Source organism: Euryarchaeota archaeon, assembly GCA_016207515.1.
Taxonomy (GTDB): domain Archaea; phylum Thermoplasmatota; class SW-10-69-26; order JACQPN01; family JACQPN01; genus JACQPN01.
On the sequence record JACQPN010000007.1, the window covers coordinates 67214 to 93687 of the forward strand.

Below are 26474 nucleotides of genomic sequence, written 5' to 3' on the forward strand. Positions count from 1 at the left end.
CGCGTCCTTCCCGTCCTCAAGGCATCAGCGTCGCCTGCGCACCGGCCAGTAGCGTCCGTGCCTCGCTTGGGAGGAAGACGCCAGTCGCAAGGACCATCAAGACGAGGACAAGGGCGATCATCGCGCCGCGACGGCTGAAATCCCCGGGAGCCCCGTGGATGCTGGGTTCGCCCTGATGCATCCCGAGCGCGTGCTTGATGAAGCCGGCGAAGATTATGGAAGTGAGAAGCAAAAGGGCGGCGGCTTCAAGCACGCGTCCGGACTGGACGGCGCCTGCGAGGATGAGAAGCTCGCTGAAGAAGAGCCCGAACGGAGGGCTCCCGGTTATGGCGAGCACCCCGGTGAGGAAGGCCAGCGCCGTCACGGGCATCGCCCTCGCGACGCCTGTGACGTTCTTCATCTGGTGTGTGCCGTAGCCGAGCGAGATGTTCCCCCCGGCGAGGAAAAGGGCGCATTTGGATAGCGAGTGGTTGAGCATGTGGAGCATCGCGCCAAGGACGGCGAGGGGCGTGCCGATCCCGATCCCCACGACGATGATGCCGATGTGCTCTATGCTCGAATAGGCGAAGAGGCGCTTGTAGTCGTTCTGGACCAGGATGAACGGGACGGCGACGGCGACCGATAGGAGGCCGAACCATATGAGAAGCGTCTGCGGCGTCGCCCCCATCGCCCCGACGGCGATCGCCTGGAACCTGAATAGACCGTAGAGGGCCACGTTGAGAAATATCGCCGAGAGGAACGCGCTCACGGGAGCGGGCGCCTGACTATGCGCGTCCGGGAGCCACGTGTGCATGGGGGCGATCCCGGCTTTCGTGCCGTAACCGACGAGAACGAACGCGAAGGCGAGTCCTACGAGGCCGGCGTCGAGCTCGCCCGCGTGCGCCTTCAGGAAATCCCAGCGGAGGCCGTCGTCGATGAAGCCGTGGGCGGGGACGGCCGAAGCGTACATCAACACCGTCCCAAGAAGGCCGAGCGTGATACCGATCGAGCTGATGATGAGGTACTTCCACGCGGCGTCGACCGAGGCCTCCGTCCTGTAGTAGCCGACGAGGAAGGCGGTGACGAGCGTCGTCGCCTCCAGGCCGATCCACAGGATGCCGAGGTTCGGCGTGCTGAGGGTGAGGAAGATCAGTAGGTAACTCGACTGGAGGAGCGGGAAGTACCATCGAAGGAGTTCGGGGCTCGTGTTCCCGTGCTTCTCTTCTTCCGGGATGTAGACGAGTGAATAAAGCGAGATGGCGGAGGCGACGATGGCCGTGATCATGATGATCCAGGCCGACAGGGCGTCGACGAGGAGGATGTCGCCGAGCGAGCGGACGGGCCCCGTGGTCATGACTTCGACGCACAACATCGCGGCGCTCGACACTTGCGTCACGGTGGCCGCGATGGTGAGGAGGCGCCGGGCGCCGGGCCCGCGAAACAGGGCGAGCGCCAAGGTGGAGGCGAGTGCTTGGACGAGAAGGGCCTCGAGCCACATCTATTCCACGATCCTCCTGGGCCCCGACGATTCGAGCGTCGAGTAGACGGTGCTCGCCCGGAAGACGAACACGCCAAGGACGACGGAGACCGTGAGCACGTCGAAGAATATCCCGAGCTCGATGAGAAGCGGCATGCCGAAAGTGAGCGTCAGCGCCGTGAGGAACACGCCGTTCTCCGCCATGAGAAGGCCAAGGGCCTGCGTCATCGCCTTCTTGCGCGAGGCCATGGAGAAAATCCCCGCCGCGACGATGGCGAGGCTCACGGGAAGCGCGTCCGGCGTGAAGACGTTCGGGATGACGCGGAGTCCCTGGGTCCCGGCAAAAGACAATGCCGTGAGGCCCAATATCACAAGGAGCGAGGCGAGTATCCCGACCCGCGGCTGTTGCTCGCGTTTCACGTCGATGCGCTTCATGATGGAAAGGAGGAGCCACGTCACCCCCACGCCGCGCAGGACCAGCGTGATCCCGGCGATTATCCAGAGTTCTATCCGGCCCGTGGCCGCGGCCGTGACGGCCGCGATGAGCCCGAGGAAGATTGTCTGCGCCCCGTAGGTGTAGACGGCGGGGACGAGGGACTTGTGCCCTGCCATGAGAAACGACGCGCCGAGCATGCCGTACGTGAGGACGTTCACCAATTGTGCGGAGGTGGTCGCATCAAGGAGCATGGAGCGTCCCCCTCGCGACCACCGCCGACATGACCGCGAGCACCGAAAGCGCGATACCTACGGTGAACAACTCGGGCAGGCGGAAGAGCCGCCATTTCGCGGTGGTCGTCTCGACAAACGCCAAGGCAAGGCACACGGCGAGGATCTTCGCCATGAAGAGCACGATTGCAGGAACTATGCCATCGTGGTCTGGTGCGAAACCGAACGGGGCGGCGAAAAGGAGCAGCATGGCGACGAACAGGAACTGGCGCATCGCCTTCGTCATTTCCACGAGAGCGAGTCGCGGCCCCGAGTACTCGAGGGTCATGGCCTCGTGTATCATCGTCAGTTCGAGGTGGGTCGAGGGGTTGTCAACGGGGATCCTGCCCGTTTCCGCGAGGACTACGATGATGAGGCTGCCGATGACGAGTCCGTACGAGGCGAGCGCCGCGATGAGCGGGAGCGGTCTAGCATCGATGGCGAGGCCGGGTCCGCCTGTGGAGCCCGTGACGAGCGCCCCCCAGAGGATGGCCCCCACGAGCGTCGGTTCGACGATGGCCGACAGTATCACGTCGCGGCTGGACCCGAAGCCGCCGAAGCCGCTTCCCGTATCAAGCGCGGCCAGCGCCATCGCGAACCTCGCGAGTGACAGGAGGAACACGACAACGAAGAGGTCGCCGATGGTGAAGACCGCCGCACCGCCGAAGAAGGTGGGGACGAGCATCGCGGCGGCGAACGTGGCGGCGAAGGCCACGGCGGGGGCGTAGAGGAAGACGGGGGAAGCCGTATCGCTCACGACCTCGTCCTTTTCCATTAGCTTCATGAGGTCCGCATACGGCTGGAGAAGCGGCGGGCCACGCCGCCTCTGTGTCCAGGCCTTGACCTTGAGAAAGACGGTCATGAGGAGGGGCGACACCGCGAGGACGAGCGCCGCCTGAAGGGCCGTGACGTAGAAGTCGCTCACAGCCATCGCATCGCCCCCACTGCCACCATCATTGCGATGATTAGGTAGACCATGTACTGGTGGATGCTTCCCGACTGTACCCACCGTACTCGTCTCGACGCGCCTTCGAGTATGAGGGGCACCGGACGGTAGATGGCGTCCTCAACGGGGTCGCCCAACTCGGCCTTGTGCATGAGCGATGCCCGACCGCGCTCTTTCTCGGCCGCGCGTTCCACCTTCTCGATGCGCTGGAAGAACGTGGGGAAGATCTGCGTGGCCGCCGCGGCGTACGCCGCAGCCGTTATGGACGGACGGACAGGCGCGGATTCGCCGCTTCCCGTCCAGGTCCGCGCGACCGATCTTTTCCGGCGTAGGACGGCGATCGGGAGCAGCGCAAAGAGGAGGCCCCAGGCGATGAGGACGGCTATCCCCATGGGGAAGATCGACGGCATGGTCGAAAGCGTGCCTGGGAGAAGCTGGCCTGGGACGGATAAGACCGCGGCGCCCGTGATTGGTGCTGCGATCGCGACCATCGTCGTGAAGGCGACGGGCGAAAAAAGCCCCAACGCGAGGCAAAGAAATGCGAGCGGAAGAAGAGGCGCGGCCAGGCGCCACGACGGTTCCTTGGCGACCGAGGCAGGCCCGCTCCTTCCTTTGCCGAGAAACGTCAACCCGTAAAGACGCACCGCCCCGGCCACGGAAAACGCCCCGGCAAGCGCCACTACCATCGCGACGGCCGTCGCCACCGCGGCGCCCACGGGTCCATCGTTCACGGACAAGAGGCCCAGAAGGCCCTGGAAGATCGTCCATTCGCTGACAAACCCGTTGAGCGGCGGAAGCGCCGCTAGGGCGCCCGTTCCGACGATGAGGATGGCCGCCATGCGCGGCATCCGCCTCGCTAGGCCTCCCATCTCCTCCAGGTCCCTCGTGTGGCCGGCCTCCACCACGCACCCGGCGCCGAGGAACATGAGGCTCTTGAAGACCATGTGGTTGGCCGTATGGAAGAGGGCGGCGCCAAGGACGAACGAGGCGAGTTCCGCGTGGGAAGACGACGAGAGGAGGATGCTCACGCCCAGGGCCATGATGATGAGCCCCGAGTGCTCGACCGTCGAATAGGCGAGGGCTTTCTTGATGTCGTTGGCGGAAAGCGCCTGGAGTGCCCCCAGCAAAGCACCGAGGCTTCCGGCGATCACGAGAAGCACCCCCCACTCCACCAACGGGGGACCTGCGAACTCGAAGGCCGTCCGGATGAGCATGTACGTGCCCGCGGTTATCATGACGCCGGACATCAGGGCGGATACGTGGCTGGGTGCCGTGGGATGCGCCCTCGGAAGCCACACGTGAAGCGGCGCCACGCCTGCCTTCATGCCAAAGCCCGCGAAGGCGAGGAGGAAGACCCATGCCCTTGTGTCGGGGTCGAGTCCGGCCGAAAAAAGGCGGAACCCTTCGAAGGACCACGTGCCCGTCCTCGTGTAAAGAAGTAGAAAGGACGCGATGATGAGGACGGTCGCGAGGTGCATCATGATGAAGTAGGAGTAGGCCGCGGGGCGCGCCTCGGTGGCGGGTTTTCCCGCGAGGACAAGGAGGAAGGAGGCGAGCGACATCATCTCCCACAGGACGAGGAAAGTGTAGATGTCGTCGGCGAGGAAGACGCCCACGAGGGCGAAGAGGAAGACGTTGTAGGCGAACGCAAGGGATCCGCGGTCCTCGACCCCTCCCGACCGGAGGTATGGCGACGCGAAAAGCGATGACGTGGTCGCTCCGAGCGAAGCGAGGGTGAGGAAGAGGCCGGACAAACCGTCGAGGCGCAACGTGAAGGACACGAACGGCAGGGGCGCGGCGAACGACATGATGGTGGGGCCCGGGTCTTGAAGCACCATGACGCCGGCCGCCAGGCCGACCGCTCCGGCGGCGGCGGGAAACAAGTACGCCAGACTCGTCGGCCGCCCGAGCCTTGGTTCGATGAGCGCGACGAACGCGCCGGAACCGTAAAGAAGACCGGCGATGAGGATGAGGAGGTGTGCATCGGTCATCGTTTCACTTGGCCACGATCACCGTCTTCGGCGATTCCCTGACAATCCGTTCGGCGACGCTGCCCAGGACAACGTGCGCGACTCCGCGGCGCCCCTCGGTCCCGACGATGACGGCGTCTATCCCGAGTTCGGAGACCATCTCCACGATGCGCCGTGCGGGATCGCCCCGCTCGAGCCGGCCTTCGACCGCGACGCCCTCGGCCCGGCCTCTCGCGATGATGACGTTCAGCATCTCCATGGCGGATGCGACCTCGTCGCCTCGATCCTCCTCGGTGAGCTCGCGCACCACGGTCAAGGCGAACACCTGGACGGAGAAACTGCGCGCCATGCGGAAGGCGAGGTCCTCGGCCCGCCTTGCGGCCGGTGACCCGTCGGTGGCAAGAAGCAGCCTAGTCCACATCATGGCACCACCTCGCGCTGCGGGCGTCGTCCTGCGTCCATCTTCCTTTCGAACCTGCCGACGGCAAGAAGCAGGCCTTGTATCAATGCCTCGGGCCTCGGCGGACATCCCGGGATGTAGGCGTCGACAGGGAGCACGCGATCGACGCCGTCGACGACCCCGTATGATCCCGCGAACGGGCCGCCCATTATCCCGCATGCGCCGACCGCGACCACGAGCTTCGGGCCGGGCATCGCCTCGTATGTCGCCCGCAGTGCCTCGACCATGTGGCGCGTCGGGGGGCCTGTGACCATTGCGAGATCTGCGTGCCGGGGGCTTGCGACGAATTGGATCCCGAGCCTTTCAAGGTCGTAATACGGTCCGGAAAGGGAAGACACCTCCACTTCGCACCCGTTGCAGCTGCCAGCGTCTACCTCGCGGATGTGCAGGGAGCCCCGGAAAAGGCGGCCGATCTCCTCCCGTAGTCTCGCCGCCGCGGCCTCTTCCGGAACGCGGCCGGGGGAAGCGACCGGTACGGTCTCCACGAGGTCGCGCCTCGACCTTGCCGCGAGTTCGAAATCGTACGACACCGAAAGCGCGCCTTCCGGGCAAGCGGGGACGCATAGCCCGCAGGCGATGCAGGCGCCGTGATCGACCGTGAAAACTGGTCCGTCGCTTTGAAGCGCCTGGGTCGGGCAGACCGGGACGCAGTCGGCGCAACCCGTACAAAGGCCCGCATCAAGCCGGATGTTCGATCGAGGACCGCGGGGGACGGTCGAGCGCGACGCGGGGTACGTGGTCGTGACGACGCGTCGCCTGGCGCGCCCATCCTCGACCGTTCGCCCCACTGACCCTGGTTCGTCGCCTCGCATGTCCACTACCTGTCGTTTCCTGCATAGCTGAGGTTGAAGCTCTTGTTGATGACCGGGAAATCCGCCAGGATGTTGTTCTTCGGGACCGCCGCTTCGAGCGCGCGCCAGTTCATGAAGCTCGGGTCCCGGATCTTGCACCGCGCGATCCTCCCGTCCCGGCCAAGCCGGACCGCGTGGAGCACCTCGCCACGGTGGGATTCCGCGAGGCCGAACCCCATCCCGCCCTCCAGGTCAGGAGGTGGGGGCGTCCTGAGGCTTCCGTCCGGCATGTCGGAGGCGCATTGGCGGATGATGCGGGCGCTCTGTTTGATCTCCTCGAGTTTCAATTGGGTGCGCGCGAAGACGTCGCCCTGCGTCCTCACGGGCACATCGAACTCCAGTTTGCCGTAAGCGGCGTGCGGCCAATCGCGACGAGAATCGATGTTCACGCCGCTTGCCCGTGCACTCGGCCCCACGACACCTAGCGCCTGCGCGTCTTCGCGTCTCAAAGTGCCGGTCTGGTCCAAGCGGTCGAGGACACTTCCGCTCGAAACGCTTCTTGCCACGATGGTGTCGGCCTCGCGGGCGACCCTCGAGGTGTCCCGTTCGACTTTGGCCATGGTTGCGGCGTCGAGGTCCACGGCGATGCCGCCGACGACGTTCGTCCCGAAGAGAAGCCGACTTCCCGTTATCTCGGCGTTGAGGCGGAGGAGCTCTTCGCGAAGGATCTGGCACTGGCTCGCGCCAACCCCGTATGCAACGTCAAGGAGCACGCCGCCGATGTCGGCCAGGTGGTTGTGCATGCGTTCCAGTTCAAGGAACACCGTTCGGACAAAACGGGCCCTCTCGGGCGCCTCGATGCGAAGCGCCGACTCCACCGCGTGGCAGAAGGCCGTGGAATGGGCGGCGCTGTTGTCCCCGCTCGTCCGCTCGGCGAGGATGAGGGCCTTGGCGAAGTCGCGTCCCTCCAGCATCTTCTCTACGCCCCGGTGCGTGTAACCGAGCCGGATCTCAAGCGCCAAGACGGTCTCGCCGGCTAGTGAGACACGGAAGTGCCCGGGTTCGATGACGCCTGCGTGGACGGGCCCGACGGCCACTTCGTACACGCCCTCGCCCTTGACCGGGGAAAACGGATAGTCGAGCCCGGTCTTTGGTGCGCCCGTCGACGTCGCGTGCTTGAGAGGTGGTCCGGCCGGCCACCCGTCGTGCGCGAGGAGGATGGGGGGAAGGCCGTTCGCGAACGATAGCCCGTGCATCTCCGCGGCTTCGCGTTCCGCCCATTCGGCCGCCGGTACATAGGGGACGATCGACGGCACGGGAGAGTCTTCCTGGCTCTCCGACAGAATCGTCACTATGAGCCCGGGAGAGAGGAAGACGTAAGACAACCGGACCCGCCCGCCGGGCGTGACCTCGTCGCCCACCAGGCTTGCGAAGCGGAAACGGCCACCGTCGACGAGCCGGTGCGCCGCGGAAGCGATGAGAGCCGGCGGGCATGGGACCTCGATTGCGGCGCTCCTCGTCCCCTCCGACGGCCGCCAGGAGAACGCTCTTTCGATGGCGGCCGTGGTGTCGTTCGGAAGCATGCTCTTTCGTAGGCCCCTGTTCCGGGAGCGAATGTAGCCGAAGAGGAGCAATGCGGATGCCGGCTTAACAGCTTGGGCTGGAGAAGCAAAGCGCAAAGCTCATGGGCGGCCCCGCCGCCCGCAGATAAGGCTCGGGCGCCCTGCCATGGGTTGGCCCCTACGCGGCCTCAGATGCCACCGTCAGGTGCGGCCTTGCCGCCTCGCGGGAAAAAACCGATCCCGCGGAGGTACCACGCTCCCATGCCGAGGACGTACGCGAAGTACGCCGCGGCCTCGAGGTAGGTCGGTGATTCCCGATATCCTAGTACGGCCTTCACCAGCGAGCCTTCCGTGGATTGCTGGTCGAGGACGCCCTCCGTGTTCCAGGCTTTCCCCGACTCGGGGACCCAGCCGACCTCGGAGAACTCGTGGACGGCCGTCGCGAAGAGGCCGCCGGCGAACAGGATGAGGAGCACGCCGGTGGCCGCGAAGAACCTGTTGATGTTCAGTTTCACGATGCCGGTGAAAACGAGGTACGCGATGATGCCGCTGATCGCAAGGCCGATGAGGGCGGAGAGGAGGAGGTCGGCCGCACTGATGGTGGGGGCGAGCGTTGCGAAGAACAGGACCGTCTCCAACCCCTCGCGGGCGACCGCGACGAAGGCGATGGAGAAGAAGACCAACGGTTTTCCGGCGTCGATCGCGCCGACCGCTTTTTTCCGAAGCTCCGTGACGAGGCCGATCGTGTGCCGGTACATCCAGATGACCATGTAGGTGAGGATCGCGACCGCGACGAGGGACGCAACGCCCTCGAAGGCCTCTGCCGAGCCGCTAGTCGCGAAGAAGTCGCGTGCGGTCGAGTCGATGAGCACACCCGCGACGACCGAGAGGAGCGCGGCGGCGCCGGCGCCCATGAGGAGGTGCCGCTTCATCTCGGGCCTTCCCAGTTTCACGACGAGTCCTGTGAGTATGCTGATGATGAGGAAGGCCTCAAGACTTTCCCTTAGCACAATCAAAGTCGCGTCTGCGGACACCATTCTCATTTCACCCGTATCACGGATTTCGGCTAGCCGAAATCGTGCCTGTTTTCGTGAACCTTCACCCAATATATAAAATTTCGGCTGCCCTAAATCAACCCCGGTGCGCTTTTCGGCCGCCGACATATGGAACCCTAAATACCCCCCGGGCAATCCGGTGCCCGTGAGAACCAAAAGCAAAGCGGCCCTCCGCTCGGCCGCCTCGCCCTTGAGCGAGAACGTGGAGATGTACCTCGAGACGGTCTACGTCCTCACGGAGAACGGGGGGAGGGCCCGCACGACGGCGATCGCCCGCGACTGGAAGGTCGCCCCCTCGTCGGCGACCGAGATGATCCAAAGACTGGCAGGCGCCGGCCTGTTGAAACACGAACCGTACAAGGGCGTCGAACTCACCCGCCGGGGATTAGAGCTTGCGAAAGGCGTCATCCGAAAGCACCGCCTTCTCGAATGTTTCCTGCAAAAGGACGTAGGGATGGACGCTCGACTCGCCGATGCGCACGCTTGCGAGATGGAGCACGTCATCCACCCGAAGTTCGAGGAGTGGTTGTGCGAACGGTTGGGGCACCCGAGGGAGACGCCGGGCGGGGCCGATATCCCGCCTGGACTTTGTTGTCACGAAGGTTGACTACGCAAGTCCAACCATTTCCAACCCCACGCTAGACCCGACATCGCCCCCCGAATCGCCCCTCGGGGCCGGACGCCGCCGTCGGCCTGAAATTCCCCTCTTCCACAATCTCTTTATACGCACGTCGCCAGCGTGTTTAAGAGGACGTAAGAGGAAGATGCGCAGGATGCGAAATCCGATATCCGCATGGGTCGTGCCCGTCTTGCTCACGGCCGGCGCCCTTGCCGGATGCATCACGCCACCGGCGCCCGAACTTCCTTCTCCCGACGTTGTCCTTCCGGGCGAGCCGGAGATCGTGAAGTTCCTGAACACGACCATTGCGGGCGCGACCCTCGTTGCGCGATCTTCCTCCGGCGGCGGCTCCTCCATCACCCTCATCGACGGCGCGAGCGAGGCCCGCGTTGATTTCCAACGCGGCGTGTTGATGTTCAAGGACAAAGCGCCGACGGCAGACACGCGCGTGACCCTCAAGCAAGGGGAGACCGCCGATTTCTTGATCCCACCCGGCCGCGACGCCACAGAGGTGACCGTGACGGCCAACGGGGAAACCGTGTCGCTGACGCTCCAAGCGCCTTACGCCGGAAGATTCAATCTGGTCTCGGGGCTAGCGGCGATCCGCGAGGCCGAGGTGCTGCGGGACGAGTACCCTCACCGGACCCCGGGGATGCCGAACTACGTGAAGAGTCAGATGCACTTCGCGAAGATATTCCAAGACCTCGGCTACGATGTGAGCGTCGACCCGTATGGCACGAACTCTTTCGAGAGCGTCGCGGTCCCCGCACGCAACCTCCGCCCTAACGATTTCGCGAACGTCGTCGCCATCAAACATGGGACGATGACGCCGGAGAAGTACGTCATCATCGGCGCGCACTATGACGTGGTCGCGAACACGATCGAAGGCTTCACGGACAACACGGCCGGGACCCTCGAGATACTGGAACTTGCGCGGGCCCTCCAGCCGATCAAGACGAAGTACTCGGTCGTCCTGGGACTCTGGGGCGGCGAAGAGGTGGCGCTCCTCGGCTCGCAGTTCTTCGTGAGATCCAACCCGACCATCATCGAGAACACGCTCTGGCACGTGAACCTCGACGATTCGGTGACCGGTTATCCGGGACCTGCCGGAAACGCGCAGCCCGTTTACGTCTCGTCAGGGCCGGACGGCCCCGTCGGCGACTACCTGAACCACTTCTTCCAGGAGATCCGCGTCCATTACATGATGTACCCGGACGGGTCCTTCACGTATGGGACGGTCGGGAAGGGTCAGGCGGGCGACACGATCCCGGGGAACACGGGTACGGGTTCCGACGCGCAAAGCGACCACACGTCGTTTCTAGCGCAGGGTGTCCCGAGCTCGTTCATCTTCAGCGGCGACGAGTACGCGTTCCACGTCCTCCACCGCCCCATCGACACGCTGAAGAACGCCACGGCGCACATGGCCGGCATCGATGACGAGAATGCGACGTTGACGCCCGAGGAAGACGCCTTGGGCACGGATCTATTGGCCCGCTCCTTCGAAGCGCACATGTGGCCGCCTTTCTACGCCGTGATGCTTACGGAACTCGGGGAGTTCGACGTCACGAAGGCCCTTGAGGAGTGCGCGGCCGCGACGCAAGACTCGGGGACGACCTGCGCCTGAGTACCGAGGTTTGTCGAAAAAACCGGGCGCGCTCTCGCCACTGACACTATTTTCCGACCAAGTTCATCTCGTCGCGTAGTGTCTGCGCCGCTTCACGTATGGATTCGCGGGTACTCCCGCCGGCGAAGATTATCCCGCGCGAAGAGTTCACGATCGCCCGTTCGCCCTTGGAATTCGCCCCGTTTCGTAATGATTCGCCGGCGTTACCGCCCTGCTCGCCGACACCGGGGATGAGAATTGGTGCTGCATCGCCCAAGATCGAGCGGACCGTCTTGAGTTCGCTTTGTGCGCTCGCCCCAACGACGGCACCCACGTTCTCGTTGTCAGCTGCCCACTCCCGCACTTTCCGCGCCACCGCCTCGTAAAGCGGCATCCCGCCGATTTTCAGGTCTTGGAAGTCCCGAGCCGAAGGGTTCGAGGTCCTGACAAGCACCAGGACGCCCTTCCCATCGAATCCCAGGTACGGGGCCACCGCGTCGCGGCCCATGTAGGGGTTCACGGTCACCGCGTCGAAGTCCATCACCTCGAACGCCGCCTGCGCGTAGGCCGTGCTCGTCGAACCGATGTCACCGCGTTTTCCGTCAAGGATAACGGGGATGTCCTGAGGGATTATGTCGCGCGTCGCCTGGAGTATCTCGAAGCCGCGTGGGCCCAACCGCTCGTAAAAGGCGGCGTTCGGCTTGTAGGCGCAGACGAGGTCCTTCGTCGCTTCGATGACCCGCCTATTGAATTCGAGTATTGCGTCCCGCCCGTGCTTGACACTCATGTCCCCCGGCACCTTAGCCGGGTCGGGGTCGAGTCCGACACAAAGATGGGACCGGTTGCGTCGGGATGAATCGAGGAGCTTCTCGATGAAACTCACCATGGGCAGTATGCCTCCGCGGGAAGAATGGTCCCGGGGCCGGGTCGCGCCGGCAAGGATGGGCGCGACTCGTGAGGCATGGGCGCCTCAGATCCGCATGATGACGCGGCGGCCCATGGCCTCGATGTATTGGGTCTCGGTGCCGGCGACCAGTTCAATCTGGTTTCCGTCCTCGTCCTTCGGGATCTCGAGTTCAAAAGTCTCGTAGCTTGCCATGTCCATGAGTTGCACGTGGTCGCCCCGAAGCGACAGCACCTGGGCGGTACGTTTGTCTATGAGCGGGACCTGGCACTTGTCGCTCACCGGGCCGGTCATCGTGCGCCTGACCTTGTCGAAGATGCCCACGACGTCGATACGCGCCTTCGCGGCGCCATGCTTACCAGGCTTCGACGTCGTTATCGAGAGGATCTTGCAAGGTTCACCGTCCACGACCATGTAGCGACCTTCCTTGAGTTCGCGTATTTCCGCCTGGGTCGTGCTCATCGGATTGACACCTGCCGCCGGATGACCCAATTAATATTTAAGGGTAACAGGGGCCGCGCGGGAGGGCGGGGCCGAGCCGCCCCATGCCATCAGCGTACGTAGCTGAACGACGACGCGAACACCTCGACGTTCGCCTTCGTGGTCCCGACGGAGCGGACCGTGTAGGGCCCCTTGTTCACGAACGCGTCGGGCTTGATCTCGCCGAAGCCGCTCAGGTAGGCGGGCCCGCAGGTTATCATGCCTTCCGGGTCGCATGCGGTGATTGCATCGACCATCACGTGCCTGTAGTCTCCCTTCGATGACGCGAGAAAGAACTCGGTCTGTACCGCTACGGCTGCGGGAGCGGTCGAACCCGGCATCTCCGTCCACCAGAAGAAGACGTCGAGAAGGCCCGTCGCCGGGAGTTTTACGTCGACCGGGTCCGCGGAATCGACCTGGTAACGCTGCTCGTCGAAGACGGCGGCCAATTGGCGCACGGTCAGGTTCGGGCTCTCCGACTCTATCGCTATGAGGCCAAAGCGCGGCCCGTCCATGTCCTCGAGGAACACGACGTATTCGCCGGGCGACGGCGTCGAGATCTCGATCCCCGTGGAGGGGAACTTCGCGAAGATGGCCGTCCGGTCGTAGAGGTAGTTCACGAGTTGGTCCTCAGGGTCGAAGACCTTGAGAAACGCCGTCGGGTCCTTGACCGAACCCACGTACTTGAGCGTGAACGAGGAGACGTTCTCCGGCACGTCCACCGCGTAGGGCGTGAACTCGGTGAGTGCGTTCGGGACGTAGCGGAACCTCGTCTCCTGCGTGAAGGTTAGCCCCGTAGTGATAAGGTTGTTCATCGCCGCGACACCCACGTTGTAACCGCCGGAGCCGCATAGGTCCTGCTCGGGGAGGTCGGATCGCACCACGTAGGCGAACGTGTAGGTGCGCGTGTGCTTTCCCGTCGACGCTATGGGGCCGTCGGGCTCGTACCATTGGTTGTGCTGCGTCATGTCGCAGTACATGGGGAACATTATGACGGGGTACAGGTCGGCCGTGTTCCCTGCCGCGTTCTCCCAAGTGGTGGTCACGGTGATCTCCATGGGAACGTCTTTCTTGATGCCGGCGTCGACCTCGTTCATGGCGCCGTTCGCCTCGAAGAGCGTGATGCAGCACCCGTCGGTCCCGGGGATGCTGTCGCGCATCGCGTGCAATCCGGGGCCGATCGTCCCGTTGGTCCACACGCTCATCTGCATCACGTCCGGGACCAAGTGCCCGGCGACGCGCGCCCTGAAACTGGAGCCGGTCTCGTCGAGAGCGATGCCTTGCGAGGTGTTCGAGATGGCGGTCGGATCCTTGGAAGCCGATGTGCCCGTCCCCGTCGCGTCGATGGAGGCGTCCGCCGCGGGCGATCCTGGGGCTCCGACGCAACCGGATAGTGCGACCGCGATCACGAGCAGGATGACGGATGGCTTGAGGTTCATGCGCTTGCCGGCTTTTCGACCTCTCCGCACGTAAAGCGGTTTGTGGTCCGGTCCTTGAAGGGTCAGCCGCAGGCGCCGGTATTTGAAGAGCGGCGCGCAACAAACCATTTATAGGCGCGAGTGGAGGCTCCCGAGATGGCTGGACGAGGGGCCGTAGGGCTTGTTCTGTTTCTCCTCGCGGCCACAACCCTATCCGGGTGCCTTGGAAGCGATGCCCCGCCTCAAGACTCCGGGGCCGAGCCTGCGAAAGTCGTACCCGAGGTGGAGGAGACGAAGGCGTCCGACGACGGCCTCTCCGCCTTCGCGCAGCGGCTCGAGGAGAAGTTCCACACGCACGACGCCTGGAACGGCAAGCACCAGCTGAAGTTGATGGACGCGGACATCTCAAGCGGCCCCCTTGTCCCCGACCCCAACGGGCCGGCAGGTCCGTTCGGCGCCCTCGCGATCTTCGCACAGAACGGGCAACGTGGCTTTGGCGGCGGCCTCGGGGCCCGCTCGTTCGAACTCCCCCCGAACCAGGTCGTGCCATCGGAGACCGAGTGGGTGGAAGTGCAGGTCCGATGGGACGGTTCGCCTTCCATCACCGGCCTACGCCTCGGTTACCAGACGGCGGCGATGAAGTCGATGAACGTGACACCGGCGCTCGAACCGGCGAAGATCGTGAAGATCCAGACGACGCTTCTCGACAACGACATCCCGCATGTGGCCGTGAGCAAATGGCGCTTTGGGCTCTTCCCTGCGAACGACCAGAGCCCCGGCTCTCCCGGGGTCTTCAACGGCACGGCGCGCGTGACGGTCACGGCGGTGCGAACGACCGATTCCCTCTTCGTGGCCCCGCCGCATCCGGACTGGTGGGGCGACAATACGACGATGAACATACTCACCGTGACGCGCAAGGCCAGCCAGAAGTGGGTGGTCTTCCCGTTGATGTTCCCGGGCCTTGCCGAGGGCCAAGGGTTCGGGCAGATCCCCGTCCCGAACGGGACCATCGTCCCACCGCACACGAAGGCCTTGAAAGTGGAGATCAAGTGGACGAACAACGACATGACGACGTCGGCCACCGCGCCGAAGCCAGCCATCGGGTGGTCGCCCGCGAACAGCCGCCGCGCCGCCAACCAGGAAGCCGACAAGATCACGGACAATCAGGCCGAGTACTCGGCGGAGCTTGATCCACGGATGTGGGACAGCCCCTACGATTCCGTTAGCAACTGGCAGTTCTTCACCTACCTTGACAGCAACATGCACACGGACGGACTCCTCCCATTCGGGCCGTTCGGCCAAGTTGCGACGTTCGATGGCGAGTACACGGTGAAGGTGACGGCATACAGGGACGGTTGAAGGCGAGGGACGCGGGGGACCGCGGGCGGCCGCTTGTGTCCGACCAGACTGGCGTCTTCCCCCGGCCTGATCAGCTTACCTTTTTTCCCAACCCGATCGCGCGGTAAACGACGCCCGTCCCTGAGAACATCACGGGGTCGAAAGTCCGTCGCCCGTCCACGACGATCGGCCTCTTCATGAGCGTCTTGAAATCCGCGGGACTGAGACGCTTGAACTCGTCCCACTCGGTCTGGATTATCACGCCGTCTTTTCCCTTGAGGGCGTCCCGGGCGTTCGTCGTGGAGAGGACGCGGCCTCCTGCAAGTTTCGCAAAGTTCGAGGTCCCCTGCGGGTCATAGACGGTGACGGCGGCGCCGGCTTTCTTGAGCGCCTTGTAGATGGGCAGGGCCCGCGTCTCCCGCACGTCATCCGTGTCGGGTTTGAAAGCGAGTCCGAGTATTGCCACGCGTTTGCCCTTGAGGGAACCGAGTTCCTGCTTGAGCATGGCGACGACGCGAACAGGCTGGACTTTGTTCTGTTCGAGGACGGCCTCGAGGATGAGGGATTTCGCCCCCTCCTTCTTCCCGAGCGCCGCGATGGCGCTCACGTCCTTCGGGAAGCAACTTCCCCCGAAGCCCGCGCCCGCCCGGAGGAACAGCGGCCCGATCCGAGCGTCGTAACCGACGCCGCGCATCACATCGTAGACGTCGATGCCCATCTTCTCGCACATGTTCGCCACCTCGTTCGAGAAGGCGATCTTCGTGGCGAGGAACGCGTTCGAGGCGTACTTGATCATCTCCGCCGACCGCTCATCGGTCGTTATCTTCGGGCAGTCGAACTTCGCGTAAAGGTCCCAGAGGCGGGCGGCCGCCTTCGGATCGCGGGTTCCTACGACGATGCGGTCCGGGTTCAAAGCGTCCTTTAGGGCGGAGCCCTCCTTCAGGAATTCGGGGTTCATCGCCACACCGAAGCCCTTGCCGGCTTCCTTGCCGGAGGCGCTCTCAAGCGCGGGGAGGACGACGGAATCCGTGGTCCCCGGAACGACCGTGCTCTTCACGGCCACGACATGGTGGTCGTTCTTCGTGCGTAGCGCCTCTCCGACTTGCGTGGACGCGTCCTTGATGAAAGTGAGGTCTATGGAGCCGTCCCGCTTCGAGGGTGTCCCTACGCAGAGGAACGTGATGTCGGTCTCGTCCACGGCCGACCTCAAGTCCGTGGTCGCGGTGATGAGCTTGCGGGCGACGAGCTCCGCGAGGGAATCGTCGACCCCGGGCTCGTGGAAAGGGGCCTTGCCCCTCGTGATGAGCGCGACTTTCTCAGGAAGCATATCGACGAGGGTGACGTTGTGCCCGTGGCGGGCGAGCAGTATCGCCTGGCAGGTTCCGACGTAGCCTGATCCGATGACGGAGACGTGCATCTGGCTTCCTCAAGGGGCCCGGGTCGGGCCGGTTCAGGGGCGCCAAGTGCGTTCCTCCTTAAAGGGCTTCCCCGAATTATCGAGTTTGCCGGATAAAGGGGGACAATGGATGCGCACTACCGGCCGGCCGGAGAGTCGGCCGCGATAGCCGCGGGCCGCCAAGGAGGACGGCCCCGCAGGGCCTGCCAGGAGTCGAGCACGAAGGGCGTCCAATGGGCCTGAAGCGCAACCCCTATGGCTAGGGCGACCCATCGGCGGCCCATGTTGAAGACTCCGGTGCCCCGGCCGGGCGCTTGGGATACGGCGGGCCCCGCTGCCTTCGTCGTATCGAACCGGGCCGCATTGACACGGCTTCTATCCAAATGCGACCTGACCCCGATGCTTCGGTTCGGCGACTCGCGCGACATGAGCGCCCTTGCCTCGGACAGCGTGCAACTCGTGGCCACGTCGCCGCCGTACCCGTACATCGAGATGTGGGACGCCCAGATGGAGAACATGCTTGGCCTCGCTCCGGGGGCGATCGGTGAGAAACCTGGGCATTTCGACGCGGCGCATCGGCTCCTTGGAGAGGTCTGGAGAGAGTGCTTGCGGGTCCTCACGCCCGGAGGCATCCTCGCGGTGAACATCGGCGACGCGACGCGCACCGTCGCTGGCGAGTTCCGCTGCTTCCAGAACCACGCTAGAGTGATAGAAGAGTGCGAAAGCATGGGTTTCCACTCGCTCGTCCCGATCCTTTGGAAGAAGCCGACCAACAAGCCGAACAGTTTCCTCGGCAGCGGCTTCTATCCGACGAACTGTTACGTGACGCTCGACTGCGAATACATCCTCCTTTTCCGAAAAGGGGGAAAGCGGGCGTTCGCGCCGAAAGACCCCTTACGTCTTGCCTCGCAGTTCTCCAAACCCGAGCGGGACGCGTGGTTCTCGCAGGTCTGGGCGATAAAGGGGGCCCGGCAAGAAGGGATGGCGGTGTTCCCGGAGGAGATCCCGGAGCGCCTCGTGCGCATGTTCTCGGTGCTCGGCGACGCCGTGCTCGACCCGTTCGCCGGATCCGGCTCGACGCTCGCCGTTGCGCGCCGCCTGGGCCGCAAGGCTATCGGGTACGAGGTCAACGAGGCCCTGCGTGCGACGATCGAGGGGAAAGTCCCGCTCGGCGCTCCGGATCCGGGCGACGTGCTCGACGAGCTCCTATCGTCCTATGGCCGCCCCGAGGGAAGCTCTTCCCCGAACGCCTCCGCGTAACGCTCCCTCGCCTCCCCAAGCGTCGGGAGGTTCGCCTGCGCTCCCGCCCCTTCTAGGACGAACGACGCGACGGTCGAGCCGAGGCGGCCGCAGATCTCCATCCCATACTTGTTCTCCAGCCCGTAGAGGAAACCCACGCGATGGGCATCGCCGGCCCCCGTCGGGTCGACGACGTCTGCTTTCACCGAGGGGACCCTGATGTCGCCCTTCTTCGTGTGGATCAGAGCGCCCTTGGCACCGTGCGTCACGATGAGCGCCTCCTTCACGCGTTCGAGAAGCTTCGCGACGGTGAGGCCGAGACCGCGCTCAAGGTGCGCCATCTCGTGCTCATTCACGAAAAGATAGTGGACGTACTGGAAGCAAGTTTCGACGTCGCGCAGGGATGCATGAAGGAGTTCCTGGCCGGGATCGAAAGAGACGGTCTTGCAATCCCTCATGAGCCACGGGTAGGCCGAGAACTCGCCCGCGGCGAAGTGCGCAAGCCCCGCGGACACCGGGTGGAGCCGACTCGTGTCCTTCGAGGCGCCCGCGTGGAAGTATATCTGCTGGTGGCCCGCCCCGTCCCCTACGAGCATAGCTCTCGCAGTCGGGAGCGTGCTCCTGTAGAGGTCGAGTCGCACTTGCTCGAACATTAGCATCTTCTCGTAGTCGGAGTCTGCGAAGTCCGGGCCAACGCTCGCTCGTAAAGTCACATCGGCCCCGAGCCGTGCCAGGCCGTGGGCGACGTTTCCGGCACAACCGCCGGGCTCCTCCCGAAGGCTTGAAAGCTCGACCGCCTCGTCAGGCGACGGCAACCGCCTTGCGAGGCCGATGGAGTCGAACGCCACGGTGCCCACTACGGTTATCAATGCGCACGGATCGGCGTCTCGACGCATAGTCCTTTGGTATCGACCCTGGATTGCGACGGCAAATGGTAAGACGAGGCGCCGCGGTTAGCCCCCTGTGAACCGGCGGCAAGAGACCGTTGCCTTGTTGGCCGCGCTGGCGCTTGCCATCGCTCTGCGCCTCACCCCGAACCTCGCATGGGCGTCCTGGGGCTCCGACTCGGGCGAGTACATCTTCCTGACGCAGCGCCTCGTCGATACGGGCCGGATATCGTTCGATTACGAAGGTTGGGGCATCGCCTACCCCTATTTTCCGGGGATGTTCATCCTCTCCGGCGCGTTCTCGGCCTCCGCCGGCATCGACGTCGTGACGGCGGTCAAGTACGTGACGCCGATCTTCAACGGCATCCTCGTCCTCGGTATATTCGTCATCGCGCACCTCATCACGGGTGACGCCCGCACGGGTATCGTGGCCGCCGCGTTCGCGGCCGTCGCGATGCCGCTCGCGTTCGTGACCAGCCATGCGCTTCCGGCCGGGCCGGGCCACGTCTTCGTCGTAGCAACTATCGCAACACTCGTCCTCTCCCGTTCCGATCGCCGCTTTCTTCTCCCTCTCGCCGTCCTCTCCGGCGCGCTCATCCTCACCCATCACCTCTCGGTCTATTTCCTCGTGGGGATACTTCTTGTGTCTATCGTGATCCGTGAACTCGTCGTGAGGCGGCCGGCTATCGACCGGTTGTCGCTTGAAACGGGCTTCCTCGTCCTTTTCCTCGTCGCGACGTTCGCTTACTGGTTCATCTTCGCCCCCCCGCTTTCCGGTCGCATCTTCTCGGAGGCGACCCCCGTGAGCCCCGTCTTCATCGCCATCGGAGGCATCCTCTCCGTCTTGCTGATACCCGCCTCCGTGCGGCTCGCTCCGAAGCTCAAGGCTTCCTTTTCCCCACGCTACCCTTCGCCTCGCCGGAGCGCCGCGATCGTCGGTGGGACGTTCGCCGCGGGGATCCTCCTCGCGACCTCGCTTGCGGTATTCGGCCTCCCGGGGACGACCATCGTTCCGGAGGCGCGCTGGATCTACTTCTACGCCCCGCTCGTGGCACTCGTGAGCTTCGTGCCCCTCGGGATACTCGTCTGCCGAAAGACCCCGCTCTGGTGGCTTCCGATCGGGTGGCTTACGGCCCTCGTCGTCTCGGTCGTCTTCGCAAGCGTCACGAACAACCACGTCCTCCTTCCCTATCGCCATGCGGATCACATGATGGAGCCGATCGCGATCCTTGCCGCTCTTGGATTCATGGCTTGCTCGAATTACCTCCTCAAGGCGTCAAGACCGGGCCGCGAGAAAAGGACGGTGGGCGTGCTCCTTGCGGCCGGCCTCGTGCTTTTCACCGGGCTCAACGCCGCCATCGCCTACCCGCCGCAAGAAGCCCTCATCGGCTTCCAGGAGGGCGTGACACAAGGCGAGTGGGACGCGGTGCTTTGGGCCAAGGACAACATACGACTCGGCACGGCGATGGTCGCCGACCACAGGGTGTCGAGCCTGCTCTTTGGCATCGCCCACATGAACGCGAGCTGGGACGCGGCCAAGGTCACGTACGCGACGGAGAACACGACGGAGGCGTTGAACGAATTGAGGAGCCTCGACATCCCGGCGGGGAAGATGCGGATCGATTATGTCGTCCTATCGGACACGATGAAGAAGGGGGTGGCGCTTGTCCAGTGGGAGCCGGCGAAGGCGATGAGCCCGGCCGCGGTGCGGAAGTTCTACGAGGAGGCCGCGTTCGACGTGGTTTACGCGCAGGGAGACACGACCATCTTCATGGTCGATTGGACAAAGGCGTAGAGGTCCTGGCGCTTCACGCCGCCCTCGATCCGAATCACAGTAGACTCTCTATCGGCGCCCCGCCCTGTAAGAACCCCTCTAGTTCCAGCGTCGCTTCCCACTCCGTTTTGCACTCGCAAGCGAGCGGCATGAGCAACGTCCGGTCCTGGGTGACGGAGAACTTGGCTATGGCGTGCAAGACGCGCTCGTCGCACTCTCCGCAGTTGTGGGCACCTCGCTTGGTGCCGCCGCCGACGATGTCGCTTTGCACTCGTTTCGCGCCCGTTTTCGCCTGCGGGTTCGCCACAAGACTCGCCTCCTTCAGGATCTCGACGACGCTCCAGAGCCACGGCGGCCTGTACTCCTTCCTCCTGAACAGTCGCTCGACGAGGGTGTTCTTCTGGACGTTGCAGGGATTGAAAGAGATCGTCTTCGAATGGGGGGCCGCGAGCCTAGCGGTGTCTATGCAGTCGAGCATCGCTTCCCGCTCCGTGAGGAAAGGCGGTTTCACGAGGATGTAGGCCTTGATGCCCGTCCCGGTCTCATCGGCGACCTTCGCGGCCTCGACGAAGTGCGGGAAACGGAAGTCCTTGTTCACAGAGTACTGCTCGACGGCGTCGCTTGCCGATTCTAGGCCGATCGCGACCTCGAAGGACGGCACTTGGAGCGCCCCGCCGTCGCGGGATTTGAGCGTGCGCATGACGCGCCCGACGTTCTCCGCTGTCACGAATTGGGCCTGCGCCTCCACGATGAGTTTCTTGACCGTCGCGGGCACCCGCGCCATGATCGCCTCTTGCGCTTCGGGGTGGACCTCGGTCGGATCGAGGAAACTTCCCGACGTGTATATCTTGAGTATCTCCTGGCCCCGGTAGGCCTCCGCGAGCGCTGATTCCATCTGGGCGACGAAGTCCGCCGTCGAGACTTTCACCATGAGGCTGTCGTTCACGTAACCGCACATGGAGCAACCCGAGTGGAGCGCCCACGCGCACCCGCGTGTTGCGAGGATGATGACGAGGGCCTTCGCCTCGACGTCCTCGACACGATCGTCTTGTTCCCAGACCTTGGTCGCCCTTGTGCGACCTGCCGGGTCGGGTCGGAAGTAGCGGATCTGGCGGATGACCTGTTGGAGTTGGCGCGACTCGCCGACACCCGCCACGGCGTGCCCCTGCGAATCGTCCGACTCTGCGGCCGTGATGGCCATCTTGCCAGGTTCAGGCGTGGTGCCTCACCTCCACGGCCTCGCCGCGCCCGGCCTCGCGCATGTCGCGCCCGCACATGAGCGCCTTTCCAGAGGCCCTGACCTCGCCCTTGTGATGGACGACGACCTCGTCGCCGACACGGATGTCGTCGGTCGCGTCCTTTATGCCGACGGCGAACACGCTGCCCTTCGGCCGGAAGTCCTCGATCTCGACGCAATACGTCTTCGCATCAAGGAGCGACTTCGCGCCATCCATCGTGAGCGAGATGCCGGCCCGCTCTGGGACAAGCATCCCGACTTGGGTGCGGCCTTTCATGATCTTCAACATCGGATAGCGCCCCATCACCTGCGCGCCCTCCATGACATCGGCGCCGGCTTCGCCGAATTGGAACAAGGCGCGCGAGCGCATCTGCGCCGCCTCACGCTGGTAAGGACCGACCCGTGCCACCTCTTTGAGGGCGTCGTTGAGCGCCATTTCGAGACTTCCCAAGGATGCCGGGGACAACGGGTCGTCGTCTCTCGTCGTGTAGGCGACGTCGGCACCCGCGTCCTTCACGAACGATTCCTCGGTCGCTCCCAAGTGGGCGATGACCCGTCCGTACTTGTGGTCGAGCATCGTCCGCACCGACGAGGCGACCATGTCCCGTTCGTCCCGGTCCCAGTGGCCCGTCACGGGAAGGTCATACGAGTTCGCCGGATAGTAGAGTTCGAGTTCCATGGGGACGACACCGAGCGGCGACGTTACCACGGAGAGGTGCAACGCGCTCGCGTTCGGGATGCGTTCCAGGACACGCCGGATCGCCTTGTGCGTGCGTGAAGTGGAGTAGGGTTTCCGGGCGGAGCACGGGATGAAGAGGAGAACGCTGGCGGTGTTCGGCGGAGCGTAACGGTCCCGAAGGCGATTGCGGAACCGCGCCACCTCGGGCCGCGTCATGCTCTCCTTCGACGTGGCGAAGAGCCTGGTCTTTCTCGCAGTCGGGGCTTTCTCCTCGAAGAAGCCATAGGCCTCGAGGTCGAAGAGGCGCAATGTGGCTGCGAGTTCAGGCGTCGAGCGGCACCTCATCTCGACGAGTTCGCGCAGTTTGCCTGCGCGCGTGGCTTCGCGCGCTTTCACGAGTTCGAGGCGTTGCGCCTCGTAGTTGTGGGCCTTGAGTTCCGCGGGGCCGCGTCCTCCCGAGGAGCAGCTTTCGCAGAGGCACGGCAACTCGGTGAGCGTCGAATATTGGAGTGCGCCCTCTGGCGTGAGATACTGTCCCCTGACGCTAGCGTAGGCCACCATCACCGAGTCGAAGAGGTCGACGCCCGCGTAGGCGAGGATCGCCATCTCGTTGGGGAGACCGCAACCGGGGGCGTAAAGGAGGCCGCCTGCCGCTTGGCGGCGCGCGGCGACCACCGCGGGGACGAAGTTCCGCGGGTCTTGGAGGGACGCGCGTGCACCGGTCCAGACATTCACCTCCCGGGATAGGCCGCCGGAGACCGGGAGCAACGTGAGTCCGGGCCCAGCGTTGCCGGCGCTGTGCTCGACGACCTCTTTTTCCATCTTGGCGGCGATGCTCGGGGCGAAGGCGAGTTCGGGCGGTATTGTGACCGCGGCGCCGGGCGACGGCCCCGTGTGCCGATACACCGAACCCGTCTCTTGGAGCCAGATCGCGTCCCCCTCGGGCTTTGACTCAGAGACGACGACGTGAGCATCCTTCGGCGGTCGGATGCCTGGCGTGGACGCGTGGATCACTGCGGGGGTCGGTACGGTCTTCCCGCCGATCTCCCACCTGCCGATCCTCAAGGCACCGTCGCGTCCTACGGCCGTGAACACGCGTTCCACAGAGGCTCATTCGTTATAAACCAAGTGGGGGGCTATCCTTTCTTCTTGAAAAGGCCGCCTAACCGTTTCTTTCCAGGCTCCTCGCCCGGCTCGTCCGACGTGGCCTCGTCGATGCCCGACTCGACGACCGGCGGCTCTTGATTCGGGGCTTTCTTCTTCCCGAACGGAAGTTTCACCTTGGGAACGGCCAAGCGCCGTTTTTCCCCGGTTGGAGGGGTCTCACCGACCGCTGCTTCTTCCGTCGGACCTTCCACGGGAGCCGAAGGCTCCGCTTGTGCTTTCTTCTTCCCGAAAGGAAGGCTCATCTTCGGGACGCCGAGTTTCTTCGCCGGCGTCGGCCTTGCCGATCCGCTTGGTACTTCCGGGGGCGCTTCACTCACGGTCATGGCGCCGGATCCCTCGGTCGCGGAGGGCCCGGCGGGTTCGGATATCTCTAGGGAAATGTCGGCGTCGGAAGCGGCCGGGGGCTCGGGCCCGGCGGGGGCTCCAAGACCCGCAAGGGAACCGCCCTCGCGCGTCGGAAGCCTCCCCAACCTATCCTCGTCGATGCGGCGATCGTCCACTTCGGCCGTTATCTCGTCGATGGTGCGCACCTTCTCGCCAGCCATGATTACGATCGTCTTCACTTCCTCACCGTCCTTCTCGTAGACGACCTCAACGACCTCGCCCTGCGACGTCCTGTACTTCACGTCCGCCTTGAGGATCTGCGCGTCAAGGTGCGCCGAGATGTGGCCGCGCTCGTGGGCCGTGAGGACCCGCATCGGATACTGCTTCGCCATCGGTTTGTCGTATGCCCGGCTGACGACGCGTTGCGCGCCTTCCGTCGCTTCTTTGCGGACGGCGAAGGCTGCCGACGGTGGGGCGCCCGTTATCGAACGGGCGGCCAACCGGTCCACCTCGCTCTCGATCTCCGTCAGTGAATGGAACGTGGTCTTACGCCAGGCCCGTTCGAAGAAGTCGACCTCGCCGCCCTTTGCGGAGAGTTCCGCCTCCAGGCGTGTCTTCTCCTCGCGAGTGAGCCGCGACGCCTCGAACGTGCCGAGGACCTCGGACGTCTCGTCGCGGATCTCGCGCTTGAGTCGCGGCGTGGTCTTCACGCTCGAAGAGGATTCCTCGGCCATTGTGGTGGAAAACGGGTTGGCTACACTTAGAAGTTTGCAATGGAGAGGCCCGATCCGCCTATCTGAGGTAGATGACGGTGCTCCGGTCGACGCCGTCCCCGAAGTCCGCCCAGATCAAGTACTGGCCCTTGGCCACGCGCGAATCGTCCCAATCGAACACGTACTGGCCGGTCCCGCTGGATTCGCGTTCCTGGCCGCCCGGCTTGTCGCCTTTGAACCGGAAGAAATTGTCCGTCACCGCTTTGGAGGAAGACACGCCAGGCTGGGTCGCTCCAAGCGCTCCGCCCACCATTTCGGCATAATAGAACCGCGCCTTGGGGTCGGTCTTAGCCGCGCAGTCACCCTCCAGCCTGAACTTCACCGAGAGCTGGTTGCGGTCGAAGACATTCGTCTTGTGGCCGGCGTCGGTCCCCGGCTTGATGTTCTTGATCGGCGAGAGGAACCCAGACCATGGGCAGGCGGACACCGAGGCCACCGTCACCGTGAAACTGCCGGTGACGCTGCGCCCGAACGCGTCGCTCGCGCTGCAGGTGACGGTCGTCGTGCCGATCGGGAAGGTGGAACCCGAGGAAGGAGTACACGTGACTGATAGTGACGAACCCGTCCAATCGGACGCCGTGGCCGAGAAGGACACTTGGGTCCCGTTCGGGGCACCCGCATCGACCGTCATCGACGCTGGGACGAGGATGGTCGGGGGCGGGGGCAAGTAGACGACGACCTCGAAAGAGACTTCCGCGGTGTTCCCGTGGGCGTCGGTCGAAACGCACGTGACGAGCGTCGTACCGACCGGGAACGAGAATCCGGACGCTGGGGAACATGATACGGGGTCCTCCACGTCCACGATGTCGCTCGCCAGGGCAGGATAGGAGACCATCGCCCCCGAGAGGCCCGACGCGATGACCGAGACGGACGATGGGACGCTGATGACCGGGGGCGTCGTGTCGACGACGATTATCTCGAAGAGGGCCCGCACGCTCTGGCCGAGCGAATCGATGGCGCTGCACCCGACGATGGTAGTCCCAAGGGCGAAAAGCGAACCCGAGGCGGGGAAGCAGTCCGTTGGCAATGCCCCGTCAAGGAGGCTTGATGCGCTGGCGACGTAATCGACATACGCTCCGCCGGGCCCGGTGGCTTCGACGACCATGGGCGCCGGGACGGTTATCGTAGGCGGCGGGGGAGGCGGCGGGAAGTCACCTGCAAGGACAGTCACGGTGAATCCTCCGATGGCGACGTTCCCATGCGAGTCGGTGGTGGCACACGTGACCAAGGTCTCTCCAACGGGGAAAGTCGAGCCGGAGGCTGGCGCGCACTCGACCGGGACGGGTCCATCCTTGTCGTCGATGGCGGCCGCCGTGTAGCCAACTGCGGCCCCTGCTGGGCCCGTCGCCGGCACCGTGATCGATGGCGGCACGTCGAGGAACGGCGGAAGGTTGTCGCCCGGTGGAAGGACGATCGTCGGGGGCGTGTCGGGCGCATCCGGCGGCGGGAGGACGGTGACCGTGAAACTCAATTCGGCCGTCCCGCCGAGGCTGTCGGTGACGGCGCAGATTACGGTCGTGACACCCACGGGGAAGAGGCTTCCGGAAGGCGGGAAGCAGGTCGGGACAAGGCTACCTTCCAACGGAGACCCGGCCGCGACCGCGAAATTCACGTTCGCCCCCGACGGCGAGGTCGCGACCACCGTGATGCCGGACGGGCCGCTTATCGACGGCGGCGGTGGGGGCGGGAAG

Annotated in this window: 22 protein-coding genes; 5 read left to right on the plus strand and 17 right to left on the minus strand. The window is 64.4% G+C overall.

The features are described from left to right. Nucleotides 1-16: 16 nt before the first annotated feature. The 8 genes from HY556_03395 to HY556_03430 form a co-directional block, all read right to left on the minus strand. On the minus strand, nt 17-1477 hold the full coding sequence (locus HY556_03395; protein ID MBI4392829.1) for a hydrogenase 4 subunit F: 1461 nt from the start codon (nt 1475-1477) through the stop codon (nt 17-19). Next, nucleotides 1478-2143, minus strand: a complete 666-nt coding sequence (locus HY556_03400; protein MBI4392830.1) for a hypothetical protein — start codon at nt 2141-2143, stop codon at nt 1478-1480. It abuts the gene before it with no gap. Beyond that, nucleotides 2133-3092 (minus strand): NADH-quinone oxidoreductase subunit H, encoded by a 960-nt coding sequence (locus HY556_03405; protein ID MBI4392831.1) that lies wholly within the window; start codon nt 3090-3092, stop codon nt 2133-2135. The genes HY556_03400 and HY556_03405 overlap by 11 nt, the downstream gene beginning before the upstream one ends. Then, nucleotides 3083-5098 (minus strand): hypothetical protein, encoded by a 2016-nt coding sequence (locus HY556_03410; GenBank protein ID MBI4392832.1) that lies wholly within the window; start codon nt 5096-5098, stop codon nt 3083-3085. Before HY556_03410 ends, HY556_03405 begins: the two co-directional genes overlap by 10 nt. Nucleotides 5099-5102: 4 nt before the next feature. After that, entirely contained in the window at nt 5103-5501 is a 399-nt protein-coding gene (locus tag HY556_03415; protein ID MBI4392833.1) for a universal stress protein, read from the minus strand. Continuing rightward, nucleotides 5498-6355 carry an NADH-quinone oxidoreductase subunit NuoB gene (nuoB, locus tag HY556_03420; protein MBI4392834.1) on the minus strand — a complete coding sequence of 286 codons (858 nt, stop codon included), beginning with the start codon at nt 6353-6355 and terminating at the stop codon, nt 5498-5500. The genes HY556_03415 and nuoB overlap by 4 nt, the downstream gene beginning before the upstream one ends. Next, nucleotides 6355-7911: an NADH-quinone oxidoreductase subunit C gene (locus HY556_03425; GenBank protein MBI4392835.1), complete on the minus strand. Its 1557-nt coding sequence runs from the start codon at nt 7909-7911 to the stop codon at nt 6355-6357. The genes nuoB and HY556_03425 overlap by 1 nt, the downstream gene beginning before the upstream one ends. A gap of 167 nt (nt 7912-8078) precedes the next feature. Next, entirely contained in the window at nt 8079-8927 is an 849-nt protein-coding gene (locus HY556_03430; GenBank protein ID MBI4392836.1) for an FTR1 family protein, read from the minus strand. A gap of 163 nt (nt 8928-9090) precedes the next feature. On the opposite strand from HY556_03430, the gene HY556_03435 reads away from it, so the two are divergent. Then, nucleotides 9091-9552, plus strand: coding sequence for a metal-dependent transcriptional regulator (locus HY556_03435; GenBank protein ID MBI4392837.1), 462 nt, complete (start codon nt 9091-9093; stop codon nt 9550-9552). Between the two features lie 166 nt (nt 9553-9718). Further along, entirely contained in the window at nt 9719-11188 is a 1470-nt protein-coding gene (locus HY556_03440; protein MBI4392838.1) for a M28 family peptidase, read from the plus strand. A gap of 46 nt (nt 11189-11234) precedes the next feature. On the opposite strand, the gene pyrF is transcribed toward HY556_03440, so the two are convergent. The 3 genes from pyrF to HY556_03455 all read right to left on the minus strand — a co-directional run bounded on the left by pyrF (nt 11235) and on the right by HY556_03455 (nt 13990). Continuing rightward, nucleotides 11235-12050: an orotidine-5'-phosphate decarboxylase gene (pyrF, locus tag HY556_03445; protein MBI4392839.1), complete on the minus strand. Its 816-nt coding sequence runs from the start codon at nt 12048-12050 to the stop codon at nt 11235-11237. A gap of 87 nt (nt 12051-12137) precedes the next feature. Continuing rightward, nucleotides 12138-12533, minus strand: a complete 396-nt coding sequence (locus HY556_03450) for a translation initiation factor IF-5A (protein MBI4392840.1) — start codon at nt 12531-12533, stop codon at nt 12138-12140. Nucleotides 12534-12622: 89 nt separating this feature from the next. Continuing rightward, the gene (locus HY556_03455; GenBank protein ID MBI4392841.1) at nt 12623-13990 is read right to left on the minus strand and encodes a hypothetical protein; all 1368 of its coding nucleotides are present in this window, start codon (nt 13988-13990) and stop codon (nt 12623-12625) included. Nucleotides 13991-14125: 135 nt separating this feature from the next. Here HY556_03455 and HY556_03460 point away from each other — a divergent pair, with 135 nt between their 5' ends. Further along, entirely contained in the window at nt 14126-15328 is a 1203-nt protein-coding gene (locus HY556_03460) for a hypothetical protein (GenBank protein MBI4392842.1), read from the plus strand. Nucleotides 15329-15398: 70 nt separating this feature from the next. Here HY556_03460 and HY556_03465 read toward each other — a convergent pair whose 3' ends face one another. After that, complete coding sequence (locus tag HY556_03465) at nt 15399-16724, minus strand: UDP-glucose/GDP-mannose dehydrogenase family protein (protein ID MBI4392843.1); 1326 nt, start codon at nt 16722-16724, stop codon at nt 15399-15401. 378 nt (nt 16725-17102) lie between these two features. On the opposite strand from HY556_03465, the gene HY556_03470 reads away from it, so the two are divergent. Next, a complete protein-coding gene (locus HY556_03470) occupies nt 17103-17963 on the plus strand; it encodes a site-specific DNA-methyltransferase (protein MBI4392844.1) in 861 nt (286 codons plus the stop codon). Here the strand turns inward: HY556_03470 and HY556_03475 are convergent. Then, complete coding sequence (locus HY556_03475; protein MBI4392845.1) at nt 17918-18811, minus strand: carbohydrate kinase family protein; 894 nt, start codon at nt 18809-18811, stop codon at nt 17918-17920. The genes HY556_03470 and HY556_03475 overlap by 46 nt on opposite strands. Nucleotides 18812-18905: 94 nt before the next feature. On the opposite strand from HY556_03475, the gene HY556_03480 reads away from it, so the two are divergent. Beyond that, nucleotides 18906-20624, plus strand: coding sequence for a hypothetical protein (locus HY556_03480; protein ID MBI4392846.1), 1719 nt, complete (start codon nt 18906-18908; stop codon nt 20622-20624). Between the two features lie 34 nt (nt 20625-20658). Here the strand turns inward: HY556_03480 and HY556_03485 are convergent, their stop codons facing one another. The 4 genes from HY556_03485 to HY556_03500 form a co-directional block, all read right to left on the minus strand. Next, entirely contained in the window at nt 20659-21804 is a 1146-nt protein-coding gene (locus HY556_03485) for an archaeosine biosynthesis radical SAM protein RaSEA (protein MBI4392847.1), read from the minus strand. Nucleotides 21805-21814: 10 nt separating this feature from the next. Then, nucleotides 21815-23614: a DUF5591 domain-containing protein gene (locus HY556_03490; GenBank protein MBI4392848.1), complete on the minus strand. Its 1800-nt coding sequence runs from the start codon at nt 23612-23614 to the stop codon at nt 21815-21817. Between the two features lie 41 nt (nt 23615-23655). Next, nucleotides 23656-24744, minus strand: a complete 1089-nt coding sequence (locus HY556_03495) for a hypothetical protein (GenBank protein MBI4392849.1) — start codon at nt 24742-24744, stop codon at nt 23656-23658. 58 nt (nt 24745-24802) lie between these two features. Then, on the minus strand, nt 24803-26474 hold a 1672-nt coding region (locus tag HY556_03500; GenBank protein MBI4392850.1), incomplete at its 5' end, for an HYR domain-containing protein.

What these genes read in the sequence shown, in the direction of transcription:
- HY556_03430 (MBI4392836.1), bottom strand. Translation starts at nt 8,927, where the DNA reads ATGGTGTCCGCAGACGCGACTTTGATTGTGCTAAGGGAAAGTCTTGAG.
- HY556_03470 (MBI4392844.1), top strand. Translation starts at nt 17,103, where the DNA reads ATGCTTCGGTTCGGCGACTCGCGCGACATGAGCGCCCTTGCCTCGGAC.
- HY556_03485 (MBI4392847.1), bottom strand. Translation starts at nt 21,804, where the DNA reads ATGGCCATCACGGCCGCAGAGTCGGACGATTCGCAGGGGCACGCCGTG.
- HY556_03465 (MBI4392843.1), bottom strand. Translation starts at nt 16,724, where the DNA reads ATGCACGTCTCCGTCATCGGATCAGGCTACGTCGGAACCTGCCAGGCG.
- HY556_03415 (MBI4392833.1), bottom strand. Translation starts at nt 5,501, where the DNA reads ATGATGTGGACTAGGCTGCTTCTTGCCACCGACGGGTCACCGGCCGCA.
- HY556_03405 (MBI4392831.1), bottom strand. Translation starts at nt 3,092, where the DNA reads ATGGCTGTGAGCGACTTCTACGTCACGGCCCTTCAGGCGGCGCTCGTC.
- HY556_03460 (MBI4392842.1), top strand. Translation starts at nt 14,126, where the DNA reads ATGGCTGGACGAGGGGCCGTAGGGCTTGTTCTGTTTCTCCTCGCGGCC.
- HY556_03395 (MBI4392829.1), bottom strand. Translation starts at nt 1,477, where the DNA reads ATGTGGCTCGAGGCCCTTCTCGTCCAAGCACTCGCCTCCACCTTGGCG.
- HY556_03410 (MBI4392832.1), bottom strand. Translation starts at nt 5,098, where the DNA reads ATGACCGATGCACACCTCCTCATCCTCATCGCCGGTCTTCTTTACGGT.
- HY556_03495 (MBI4392849.1), bottom strand. Translation starts at nt 24,744, where the DNA reads ATGGCCGAGGAATCCTCTTCGAGCGTGAAGACCACGCCGCGACTCAAG.
- HY556_03400 (MBI4392830.1), bottom strand. Translation starts at nt 2,143, where the DNA reads ATGCTCCTTGATGCGACCACCTCCGCACAATTGGTGAACGTCCTCACG.
- HY556_03440 (MBI4392838.1), top strand. Translation starts at nt 9,719, where the DNA reads ATGCGAAATCCGATATCCGCATGGGTCGTGCCCGTCTTGCTCACGGCC.
- HY556_03450 (MBI4392840.1), bottom strand. Translation starts at nt 12,533, where the DNA reads ATGAGCACGACCCAGGCGGAAATACGCGAACTCAAGGAAGGTCGCTAC.
- HY556_03425 (MBI4392835.1), bottom strand. Translation starts at nt 7,911, where the DNA reads ATGCTTCCGAACGACACCACGGCCGCCATCGAAAGAGCGTTCTCCTGG.
- HY556_03455 (MBI4392841.1), bottom strand. Translation starts at nt 13,990, where the DNA reads ATGAACCTCAAGCCATCCGTCATCCTGCTCGTGATCGCGGTCGCACTA.